8 protein-coding genes are annotated in these 12,531 nt (G+C 31.2%); 2 read left to right on the forward strand and 6 right to left on the reverse strand.

Features of this window, described 5'->3' with window-relative positions:
- Positions 1–293 precede the first annotated feature (293 nt).
- On the forward strand, positions 294–1,028 hold the full coding sequence (locus tag QZZ53_RS00005) for a LytTR family DNA-binding domain-containing protein (RefSeq protein ID WP_296380130.1): 735 nt from the start codon (positions 294–296) through the stop codon (positions 1,026–1,028).
- Between the two features lie 3 nt (positions 1,029–1,031).
- The gene (locus QZZ53_RS00010; RefSeq protein ID WP_296380132.1) at positions 1,032–2,978 is read left to right on the forward strand and encodes a tetratricopeptide repeat protein; all 1,947 of its coding nucleotides are present in this window, start codon (positions 1,032–1,034) and stop codon (positions 2,976–2,978) included.
- A 22-nt stretch (positions 2,979–3,000) separates the two neighbouring features.
- On the opposite strand, the gene QZZ53_RS00015 is transcribed toward QZZ53_RS00010, so the two are convergent.
- The 6 genes from QZZ53_RS00015 to QZZ53_RS00040 all read right to left on the reverse strand — a co-directional run bounded on the left by QZZ53_RS00015 (position 3,001) and on the right by QZZ53_RS00040 (position 12,429).
- The gene (locus QZZ53_RS00015; protein WP_296380135.1) at positions 3,001–3,717 is read right to left on the reverse strand and encodes a DUF4412 domain-containing protein; all 717 of its coding nucleotides are present in this window, start codon (positions 3,715–3,717) and stop codon (positions 3,001–3,003) included.
- Between the two features lie 176 nt (positions 3,718–3,893).
- Positions 3,894–5,093 carry a hypothetical protein gene (locus tag QZZ53_RS00020; RefSeq protein WP_296380138.1) on the reverse strand — a complete coding sequence of 400 codons (1,200 nt, stop codon included), beginning with the start codon at positions 5,091–5,093 and terminating at the stop codon, positions 3,894–3,896.
- Positions 5,094–5,117: 24 nt separating this feature from the next.
- A complete protein-coding gene (locus QZZ53_RS00025; protein ID WP_296380140.1) occupies positions 5,118–7,514 on the reverse strand; it encodes a T9SS type A sorting domain-containing protein in 2,397 nt (798 codons plus the stop codon).
- 33 nt (positions 7,515–7,547) lie between these two features.
- The gene (locus QZZ53_RS00030) at positions 7,548–8,603 is read right to left on the reverse strand and encodes a class I SAM-dependent methyltransferase (RefSeq protein WP_296380142.1); all 1,056 of its coding nucleotides are present in this window, start codon (positions 8,601–8,603) and stop codon (positions 7,548–7,550) included.
- 71 nt (positions 8,604–8,674) lie between these two features.
- Complete coding sequence (locus tag QZZ53_RS00035) at positions 8,675–10,345, reverse strand: hypothetical protein (protein ID WP_296380145.1); 1,671 nt, start codon at positions 10,343–10,345, stop codon at positions 8,675–8,677.
- Entirely contained in the window at positions 10,345–12,429 is a 2,085-nt protein-coding gene (locus tag QZZ53_RS00040) for a hypothetical protein (RefSeq protein WP_296380147.1), read from the reverse strand. Before QZZ53_RS00040 ends, QZZ53_RS00035 begins: the two co-directional genes overlap by 1 nt.
- Positions 12,430–12,531: the final 102 nt, after the last annotated feature.

Here is a 12,531-nt window from a genome sequence, read left to right on the forward strand (position 1 = left end):
ATAAATTAACACTTAAAAAAATCAGAGTTTTTATAAATTCTTACTTTTTTAATTAATAGCAGTTAACCTTAAAGACAAGCCCTTAATTTGCCAAGTTTAATTTATCAAATATCCACAGAAAGCATCATACTTTTTGGTCGTAATGTATAACTGGTAAAGAAATATGTATAACTGGATAGTCTAAATTTAGTTTTATTTTTCAGAACACATTATACATAAAACCATGCATTGCACACATAATTATATGCAATACATTCATTATATACATATCTTTATGACTATATATATTTACCATGTTAAAAGCTGTAATTGTTGATGATGAGCCTAAGGCCATTCAAAGTTTAATTTGGGAGCTCAGTAATTTTAGTAAAGAGATTGAGGTTACTGCCTCATTTACAAACCCAGATGAAGCTTTAAAATATTTAGATTCAAATACACCAGACTGTTTGTTCTTAGATGTACAAATGCCAACTATTGGTGGGTTTCAATTTTTAGAACAACTCAAAGACATTAATTTTGCAGTTGTAATTACTACAGCCTATGATGAATATGCGATAAAAGCCTTAAAACATGAAGCTATTGACTACCTCTTAAAGCCTATTGATTCTGACGATTTAAGAGAGTCAATTAATAAGATTCAAAAATATAGTGATCGCACCATTAATTCAATGAAATTTGAGCGCATGCTATCTAACTTTAACTCAAAGTTTGATAAAAAACGAATTACAATTAACACAGATGGCAAGCTTCTCTTTTTAGATTTGGATGATATTATTTATGTAGAATCCGACGGAAATTATAGCACACTTTTTTTACAAAATCAGAAAAAGATAGTAGTAACCAAAAAGTTAAAGGAAGTGGATGCAATTTTACCTGAACATTACTTTTTTAGAATTCATAATTCTTACATTATCAACCTAAATAAAATAAAAGCATTTATAAAAAATGAAGGCTATGTGATTATGGATAGCGATCATAAGATTCCTGTTGCGAGACAACGAAAGTCAGATTTTCTAGAAAAACTTTAACCTATGATTAGTCTGAAAAAAACCTCACATATTTCAAATAGACTTATTCGTTTTCTTATAGTTATTTCTCTATATGCTTCCTATAGCCATGCTCAAGAATCAGATTTTGAAACTGCGCTTACTTTTATAAAAAACACTCAACCTCTTAATCATGTCAGTATTGACTCTGTATTAAAACCATTTGAAAGAGACAGTCTGAAAATGAAACGTGTATTGGATGCCACTAAAGCTATTACATATAACGAAGGCATCACTTATGCACTTAACGCACTTGGCGTTATAAATAGAAATATCTCAAATTACGATGCATCAATAAAGCTTCACCTCGAAGCAAAAAGCTATGCTGATAAGCTTGATAATGACGAATTAAGAATTATAAGTCTAAATATGCTTGGCGTTGTTTACAGACGAATGGATATTATTAAACCAGCACTAGACTATCATACCGAAGCATTAAAAATAGCATATGCTGTCAAAGATCCTTCAGAAATAGTTAGCTATAATATTGCCGTATCGCAAAATAGTATTGGCAATATATACTTGGCTCTAAAGCAATACGATTTAGCCATAACCCAATTTAATAAATCACTTAAAATCGAAGAAAAAGCGGATAATAAATTAGGCCTAGCTATTAATTATCATAACATTGGTTATGCACAAGAATCAAAAGGATATTTAGAAACTGCCTTAATAAATTATAAAAAGTCATTAGCCTATAATGATGCCATTGATTCTGAAATTGGTCGAATGATATGCTATAATAGTATTGGTGGAATTTACCTTAAAAAAGAAAACTATAAAGATGCAGAACCTATTATTAAGGATGCATTAGAAAAAGCTATAGAACTGAAAGATCAATTTTACATAGCCTCTTCTTACATTAATCTAGGTCAATTAGAAATTGAATTAAAAAAACTTCCTTCAGCTGAAAAAAACTTAAAAAAAGCACTCGAAATAGCGGAAACATACAATTTGAGATCTTCGGTTGCCGAATCTAACAAGTTACTTTCTGAAGTAAATCAAAAAAACAAGAATTTTGATATTGCGTTAGACTATTATCAAAAAGCTGTAGAGATAGAGAATACTATACTTACAGAACAAAACCTTCAGTATGTTAATGACATTGCTGTTGAGTACGAAAATGAAAACAAAAATAATCAGATTAAAATATTAGCATCAGAAAATGAAGATGTACGATTGCGTTTAGAAAGAAATCAAAAGATTTTTTGGTATTCTATTTTAGCTCTTTTAATTCTAGGTATTACACTTTTTATTATCAATAGAACTAGAACTCTAAGGCAAGAAAAACAAATCTTAACCTTAGAGCAAGATATGTTGCGGAGTCAAATGAATCCTCATTTCATCTTCAATTCTTTAAATTCTATTAAGCTTTACATTATAAATAACGAAAAAGAAAATGCCGTTTACTATCTCAATAAATTCTCTAAGTTGATTCGCAAATTCCTAATTGCTTCAAAAGAAAAGGAAACGTCTCTAAATGATGAATTAGAAACCATGAGATTGTATATGAATATTGAAAATATTCGTTTTTCTAACGAAATAGACTTTACAATTAATGTAGATGAATCCATAAACACCGAAGTGACCAAAGTACCTTCTTTAATTCTTCAACCGTTTATAGAAAATGCTTTATGGCATGGTTTATCTTCAAAACCTGAAAACAAAAAGATTGAATTAAATGTACTCAAAAATTCTCCAAACTTTATTACATTCGAAATTATTGATAATGGTATTGGCCGTATTGCTTCTAAAAAAATAAAAGACAATAAAAGGTTAAAACGTAAATCTTTAGGCATAGACATTACCAAAGCAAGACTAGCTAATTTCTCTAAAACATTTCCTAATTCTTACACTTTAAAAATTGAGGATTTATACAATCAAGAAACACCTTCTGGTACAAAGGTATTACTTCAAATTCCTACAAATTAAAAGACAATATCGCTTACTTAGTTTAACCACCAAAAGCTCCCATCATAGAACCATATTTTGTGGTATCGATTGAGAAATCTGTTTTTTCAATACTTGTACATTCCATCGTCATATTGTTTTTAGATTTCTTCTTGTCTTCAAAAATCATTTCCATCATCAATCCGTTTTCCTCATACTTTTTCATTATCGCAGGATTGAAACCTTTTGGTAAACTCTTCATGTTAGCACCAAAAATTTGGTTAAAACTTACTGGGACATCATCAGTAATATAGAAAGTGATTTTCATTTTATCATTTTCACTTACAAAGCCTTCACATTCAAATCCGTTTATGGTTTTAGACTCTATCTCGGTAAATTTATAGTCAGACATGTTTTCGTCATCAGAATTAAAATCAGAGGCTTTCAGTTTTGTTTTCTGCACTATTTTTTTACCCATCATTTCCATAAACATTGCAGTAATGTTAAGGTTGTTGTCCATAACCATAAAGATTTTTGTATCTGGACTTGATTTGCTCATTTCGGCAGAATTAAAACCAAAATACTCCGCATTTTCCTTTAGATAATAATCAAACGTCATATCTCCTTTTTTATGAGTCATTTTTAGTTTGTAGATGTAATCGAAATCGTAAGTTGCAGGAAGTTTAACCTTACTTGCTTTTCCTAATTGAGCAGATACACATTGCAGTGTGAAACAACATATTAAAACGAATATTAAATTCTTTGTGTTTAAAATTTTCATAGCTTAAAAGTTAATGGTTAATTATATATTATTATATGTAATACTCTACAAAGCATCAAGAATTTATGTGTGCTTAGAAAGTAAAAATGTGTAATTGGGAATGTCTCGATTTATTTAACAATATGTTTCTTACTTATAATCCCGTTTTTCGTTTTAACCTCAAATTACACGCTTTTTTATTTAAGATCTTTTAAATTGAGTTCTTTAAGAAGATTCCATAACTCATCTGGTGTTACATCTATTGCCTCAGCTTTAATTACAAACCTTTCATTTGCATTATAGTTTAGTGTCGTTTTTACTTCTTTTTCATTAAAATCTATCATTACGCGATTATCATCCATTTTTGTAGCAGTACTATAACCTGTTTCGGTTTCATCTTTCCAATCTCGACTTGCCATATCCTTCATAAGTGTATAAACACCTGCAGCATCTTTATTATCTGCACAATCAACAATGGTAAGTTCTATTTTTTTTGAGCCTTTTTCAAAAAGCAGATATACATTATTAATGGTTGGCATACGCTCTATTGTTTTACCAATTTCATAATCCGTTCTTTTTAATTTCCCTAACTTTTTTGGCAACCAATTTTCGTACTGTTGTTTTGTAATTGGTGTTTGTATTGCAAGCTGATACTCTATTTCTAATAACTCATCATTTGCCCAATATTTTAAATACCAATTAATATTTGGAGGTATTTTCCGAACAATTGCTTTGCTAATTGTTTTAGGTAAACTCCCTTGGTCATTATTATTTTTCCAATCTTCTTTTTCTAATAATGTGTTTTGCACAATGTTCCAGCCCTTATTTAGATGCAGATTGTAGGTTGTTGTTTCTTTAAAGCTATAACTATTCTCCCTCTCCTGGTTTACCGTACAATTTGCGTTAAAAACAACATCACTATCACTATAAATCCATGAAATTGTACTTCCTAAAACCAAACTAGAGCTTCTATTTAAACCACTGTTGTCTTCAATCTCTTTTTGCGTCGCGGGAAACAAGCTACCAACCACTTGTCCATATTTATAAACTGATAACATATCAATTTTTACTGCTTTAGCATTTTCATTGTCTTGCACTATTTCTTTTTGATTACAAAAAGACATTCCTGCAGATTTTTTAATTGAATACATATAATAATTATCTTCATTTATGGTAACAATTGCGTTTTGCCAATTAAAATGGATAGTGCCATCTACCGTAATTTTTCCGACTTCGACTCCATTTTCCGTAGTACCATCTAGAGATGCTTTAATAAGTAATTCACCTTTGGTATAATTTTCAATTTTAGGTAAAGTTGTTGCTTTTTGTTGGGCTTTACAAGATTGTATAGCCAAGCAAAAAAACAGTAAATAAATAGTTGATTTAAAGTGATGCATATTTATTTGGTTTAGAGAATAATACTATTGTAGTATAATCTTTTTGTTTGTAATTCGTCCTTCAATTATTATTTTCAAAAGGTAAATCCCCTGTTCTTGGTTAGATAAATCTATTTCGTTTGTGTTTTTAAATGTTCTAATTTTTTCACCTAAAATGGAAAACACATCAACGCTATCTATTTGTAAATTCGTCTTGATATTGATGATACCATTTGTTGGATTTGGATAAATGCTTAACCTAGAACCAACTTTATGATCTTCGATACTTAACACATCGGGATTTGGAATATATTCTGCAGCTACATCATTATCTATAAGTTTAAATGCGTTTTGAGAAGCGTGTGTCCAAATACTTCCCTCGCTATCAATTGCTATAGCACCAGGTCTGTAATGGTCTAATGATGGCATAATTGCGTTAGTATTCTCTAAGCTAATATTTGTTACTATTGGGTTGGCATCTGTTGGGTTTTCAATGGTAGTGATAGAAGCACTATCATTATTGAGTAAATACGCTTTACCATTTGTATTTACAGCAATATCATATAGGTTATATATCTCGGTATAGTCTGCTGCCATAAAATCATAAAACACATCATTCTCTTGATATACAGCTCCTAATCTACCAAGAAACCAAACACCTCCATTTGGTGCAGAAACTATTTTACGCAATGTACTTAAACTTACATCTTGAACTTCAACATCATAGGTCGTTGTTGTTAATGTAGTAATATCAAATTTTTTAATAATTAAACTACCACTACTATTTTGCATAAACCAAGCATTTCCATCATCATCTACTGCAAAATCAAACACGTATTGATACCAATCTTCATCTAAGTTGTAAGTATGTATTAATGCATCACCTTTGTAAGCATCTATTTTTTTATTTCCACGATCAAAAACCCAAACCTGATCTAAAACTCGCTTCATATCATTAGCTTGATTAACTCCGTTTTGAATAGAATTCGCGTTTGGAAAATCAATTTTCCGCAACTCATTAGGGCTTCCTCCTCTAACAATAGCCTTACTATCATCATCTACTACTCCAGAAAAACCAATATTATCAATCAATATAGATTGATGATTATCATCACTATCTCTATATACTACAATATCATCATGGCCATTAAACCACCAAACACCTCCATTAGAGTCAGGTACATTATCCGTAAATCGCGAATTCATTCTACTAGATAAATTTCCAAGAGCGTTATCATTTCGTCCAGTCCAAACATCATTATCGTTAATAATAACTTCAAAATTATTATTAGACCCACTAGAGAAGTCTGTTGTTGTAAAATAAAATCTGCTGTTTCTGAAGTAAATATTATTTGGGTTGTAGGTTATCGGAACTCCTAATGTTGCTAAATCGGTTAATGGAAGCAATGTCCAAGTAGGTGAAGAGTTATTAAACGTTAATTTAACTAAGCCAGAATAATTATTACCAACTGCCCAAATTAAACCTGTTTCATCTAAAGCAAGTTTATTAAATTTAATAGTGATTGCTGGGTTATCTGGTCTTGGTGTTTGGTAAGAGATATAAGTTTCATTAGTAATATTGAATTTAACAATAGCTCCATCATTAGATCCATTATTTGCAAGCCACAAATCGTTATTAGCATCAAACTGTAAATCACTAACGCTATTAAAAGGTAAACTTGGAGTTGTTGAAGAATCGTAGTGCGTTACTGGAACTGAATTTACATAATCTGTAATATCTATTTTATAAAGCCCTTGGCTGTTTCCTAAGTAAATAAAATCATCATTATAAACTAGATTTATTGAGTTACCACCTATACTAATATTCCCTACATCTGCAACTTCGGTAAGCGCATTGCCTGTATCATTATACTTAAAAAGATAGGTTGTATTTCCGCTAGTGGCAAAAGCCCAAGTTAAGTTTCTATCTTGATCGTAAACCATTTGCTGTGGATACTTGTTATTCGGAAAATTAATAGGTGTAAAGGTTTTTAAATTTCTGTCGTAAATATTAAAAAGGTAACCTGCATTTGTGGCTTGTATAATAACTTTCCCGTTCGGCAATACCAAGCCTGTTCTTATGGTTGGCAGATACTGGTTTCCCCAAAAAGGAATCGCAATATTTGGTATATTTCCCCAAGTACCATCTGTATTTCTAATAGATAAGCCTTTACCTGTTACATAATACTCATCTTCATTAAAATGATTTGGAAGCATACGTTCTGCACGTCTATCATTAAGTCCATAACTACGCTCTACAACGCCTAGATTATTATCCCTATCGCAAAACGCTAATTTTCCGGTCGCTTCCGGAATTACATTTCCACATTGGTCAGGGTAAAATGCCAATTTCGTTCCAATTGTAAAAGCTTCTGTTTTTGTTATCTGAGCTTCTGCTAATATTGAAACAAATAAAGCACATATGAGTAATTTTAATTTCATGATTTTCGTTTTTATGTCTTATAAGATTTTTATTTAAGGTCTTGCTTCCAGTATTAGATTAAATGGTGTTTCTGTAGCACGTTTAAATTTTGAAAAACCTCCATTAGAAATTACCTCTTTTAGTTGTTTTTCTCCAGCTTGAGCTCCTAAAGCCATTCCGACTTCTTGGTTTAAAGAACATGGTGTACAGAGCATTGTTGAGAAGGCATAAAATGCTCTACCAACAGGATTTAAGTTTTCTTCTAAAGTGTCTTTCGCAAATGGCTCAACAATCATACATGTCCCATCTGGTTTTAAGGCTGCTTTTGTATGCGCACAAGCACCAACTGGATCTCCCATATCATGTAAACAATCAAAAAACGTAATAAAATCGTAATCCGTCCCTGGGAAATCTTTTGCTGTGGAGACTTGAAAAGAGACATTAGTCACACCAGCTTCCTTGGCTCTCTCTTTAGCTTGGTCGATTGAGGGTTTATGATAATCAAAACCTATAAATGTAGACTTTGGGAAAGCTTTTGCCATTATAATTGTTGAAGCAGCATGACCACAACCAATATCAGCTACTTTAGCTCCTTTTTCTAATTTTTCAACAACATCATCCAAAGACGGAAGCCAACTAGAAATTAAATTCCCTTCATAAGATGGGCTGAAAAATTTCTCTGTACCACAGAATAAACAAGAATTATGATCGCCCCAAGACACGCCTTCACCTGTTTTAAAAGCATTTTCTATTTTTGGCTCATCGTGATATAATGAAGAAATGGCATAGAATGCACCTGTCATAAATACTGGACTTTTTCTATTTCCAAAAACCATGGATTGCTCTGGCGTCATAAAAAATTTTTGACTTGAAGCGTCATATTCTACATATCCAGATGCTGCTTGAGCAGATAGCCATTCTCTAACATATCGTTCAGCAGTATTCGTTTTTGCCGCCAACTCATGAGAGGTTAAATGTCCAGACTCAGATAAGGTTGTATATAGACCTAGTTTGTCTCCAATTGTTACCAAGGATCCATTCGCCGCTGCTCCCATTTCGGTTACCACTTTTCCTAATAAGTCGTGCAATTTGTCTTCGTTTAACTCCATGATTTTCTATTTTATCGGTTAGTAATCTACTTGTTAGTACTTAATATTTTAAAAGGTAAACATGAACACATTTAATTGTTGAAATAGTTCTTTCGGAGATCCAACACTTCTTGGGCTTTGCTTCTTATAGACTCCTCCTTATTATTGTAAATAAGATGCTTTAAATAATCTAAAACGTCTATACCTTCAATAAGTAATAATGCAGAAATGGCCTCAATCTTAATTTCTATAGATGTTGCTTTAGTATCAAGCAAAGTTTTGATGTGAGAAAAAATTAAAGGCGAACCTGTGTTTCCTAACACCAAAAGAGATTGTATAGTATTTTTTTCGAGTTTCATTTTTTTTATAAGAAAGTGTGTTAACTCATTAGATTTTAATGAGTCTGATTGTCTTAATCTATTTGCCATACCTCCTAAAGCCAATTGTGCTGTAGACTTCGTAAAATAATCTTGAGACGCTTCGTTACTAAACGCAATAGCTTTTAAAACATTAATAGCCTTATCAGTTGGATATTTTGTTGTTGTTAATACAGGAATTAAAGTGCCTACTAAATCTTCATTATTTTTATTCTTTTCAATAACCTTTGCTAAAGCATCCGTTGAACTTGGTGTTTCCGTAATGGATAAAGCTTTGGTTAATACAATAAAGACATTTGAAGTATTTAATTCTTTATCAAGAACAGAAACAGCTTGATTACAATACTCGGAATGCAGGTAAAAAAGTGCTCTAAATTTTAAAATTAAATCATCTATAGCATTTTTAGTTAAGTTATCTGTTTTAGATAAATACCCAATTAGCGACTCCCAATCGTCAGATCCTAAAGTTCCTGAATAGGACATTTGTTTAATTTTTTCTTTCGATAACGGTTCGCTTAGAGTTGTTTTTCGAGAATATCTATTAGATTTCTCTAAGCGCAAAAGGTCTTCAATATCATCATTCTTAATTCGTTTTTCGGAAGTCTTAAAAACCGAAACCTTAGACCCTAATACACTAAGAGTATCATTATTATGAAGCACGATTTGGGCTTCGGAAGTATTTATTTCTTTTACAGACCCATAATTATCTGTTTCAATTGTTGTGTTATTATCTATTTTTATATTCTGATTTTCTTTTCTTGATTTATATGTTAAATACCTTAGGATTTTCTTGTGATAAACTTTACTCTTTTTATTTGTTTTTTTTGTGTCATATTCGGCTATAAAAGATCCAGTTGTATTTTCTTCGGTAGACTGCCATTTTGTGATTTTTTTAATGGGCTCAACAAACTGCATTCTACTTATCATTTCTTTATATAATCCTTTAGCTGTTTCTGTTATTTCAGAATTAAATTTTATATGCTCTATTTCTCCTGAAGTTTTGACTTGAACAAAAACAGGCTTCATCAAATCTTTAATAACTATATCCGATTTAATTGAGTCTTCTCCTCGTTTTATATCGACCATTGGATTTTGTAATTGATAGCTAATTAAAATGCTACCTCTAGTTTGTTTAAGAACTGTTTTTTTTATTTCACTTTGAATTTCCATTTCTATATACTGTAATGTCTCACTTTTAAAAAAGGACTTATTTGCATTTACAGTATCCAGACTATACATTTTTTTAATGTCGCTATACCCAAAGTTTTCTGAACTAAATTTATAAGAAGATTGTTTTGAAACGATAGCCTTTTTACTTCCTACACATCCAATATTTATGGATCCTATAAGAAGTAAAAAGCATAAAGTTCTTATTAACGTTTTCATTAATTTTGACTTAAAACGGGCTGCTCATCATATCTAGCAATGTTTGCTAATGGAATAAGTATATCACCTTCTACTATTGTACCAGAATCCTTAAACCCATCCCATTTAAAAAATTGATGTTCTACAGGACGATAGCATCCAATATATTTTATGCAAGCTTCTAGATAAGCATACATTTCACCACTTAACATTTCTACGTCATATCCGAAATAATATTTAATTCCAAGAACAATTTCTTCCGAATTCTGACTCCAAATACCTGTGTGTGCATTTAAATCAAATTCACCTTTAATGAAGGTTAACTTTCCTCCAACACCGCCACCAAGAAGGTCTAAAAATTCAACACCTGCTTCTGCATAGCCTTTTAAGTCAACTATTGGTTTTGCATGAACTGATGCTACAGTTCTTTCAATTTTCGCTTCATATTCAAACCCAACTTCACCCTTAACTCCAATAAGTCCTTTAAAATCTATACCTGCTATAATTGGTATTTCTATTTCAAACGATTTATCAAAAGTTTTGCCATGTGTTTTAGAAAATGATTTTCTTTGTGGATACGATTTATTTAAGCTAAAAAGAGTTGTTTCCATTGCTTTTACCGAAACTGAAGCTACCATGTTTTTTGAGATATTCGATGGCGCATAAAACATACAACTCGCATTGAGTATATCCATTTCATTACCAAAAAGAGCTCCTTTTGCTTTTCCTTTTGCTGTTACTTTAAACTCAGATTTATTTCTATCAGGATTTTTAGAATCAAACGGATAAATTATTGCAAAGCGATTAATAGAACCTTCTATTTTGGCTTGAAAAGTACTTGGGTTACCAAAACCCCAATCTCTTTTATTAGTTATATCAACTTTATATAGTTTTGAAAGATTTCCTAATTTCTTGAGTTTAAAATCTTTATAATTACGAAGTTTTGTTGTTTTTTGTGCTAAAACGTTTCCAGATGTATTTAAAAAATTATACGTATTTACTAACTTTTTTTCTCTCTCACTATACATACTATATGGTTTTAAGGTAATAGTCTTTCTTCTACCTCTTGGAGATCGTCCTCCAACTTTCACCTTCTTTTCTAAGCTCATAAAGTTTTTTACTTGAGGTTCGTTTTTAAAAGCTCCTATAGATTTTGGAGCTAATGCTTTTCTGTCATCTAAAAACTGCTTCCCAGTTACTGTGGTTGAGATTATTTTTTTTGAATTATTCCTTAAGGAATAGCCTTGTTTATTGAGTTTTCTTTCGAGATCATTAGTTTTATCTATAAGCTCTTGAGCTGTAATAATTTTACCTGTTTTTAACGTTATTTTTTCGTTGGGTGAGATAGGTTTTCCGTTATCATCCTCAAGTTTAAATGGTACAAATTCAATTTCTGTCCTCGATCTTGTTTTCCAGTTTGGGTTATTCGTAGTTATTTTTACCGATTCCATTTTAGACTTTTTAAGGACAGTTTTTTGTGCTTCTTTTTTTAGTCTTGTAAAAGGGTCTGAAATTTTTGTAATACTAGAATTCGTTGATTTTTTGTTATTTATTCTAATATAACCTTCAATTCTAACCTTTCTGTAACCAGCTGCTTCAGCAGCTTTCATTCCTTTAGATGTAGCAATTGTAAAATTATCTTTACGAGAATTATTATAATATAACCAAAGGGGTTTGTACAAATGTTTAAATTTAGAATTAACTGTTTGCAAGACATAACCCTCTAAACCAATTTTCACATATCCTGCTGAATTTGCAGACTTAATACCAACGGTTGTGGCAGTTGTAAAATAATCTCTACGCGTTTTATTATAATACAAATACAACGGAACAGACTTGCCTTCAACATTTGAGGCTTTGCTTAGCACGTAACCATCTTGTCGTACAAATCGATATTTAGCCGCTTTTGCTGCCTTTTTCCCTTTTTCAGATGCCGTAGTTAGATTATCTTTTCTGTCATTACTCCAGTAATGCTCTAGAACTGTGTATTGTTTTTCTTTTCTGTGATCTACTGTTTGCCTTCTTGTTTGTGCATTCATCATTGGTGCTAGAGAAGCATAACTTAAAACCCCAATTACCAATAATGCAATGAATTTTTGTGACATGATTTTCTGATTTATTGGTTAATAATCTACTTGTTAGTACTTAATATTTTAAAAGGTAAACATGCTATGTAAGTTTTTTCTATTTTTACTATTCATGTTTAC

This window comes from Winogradskyella sp. (assembly GCF_016744625.1).
GTDB lineage: Bacteria > Bacteroidota > Bacteroidia > Flavobacteriales > Flavobacteriaceae > Winogradskyella.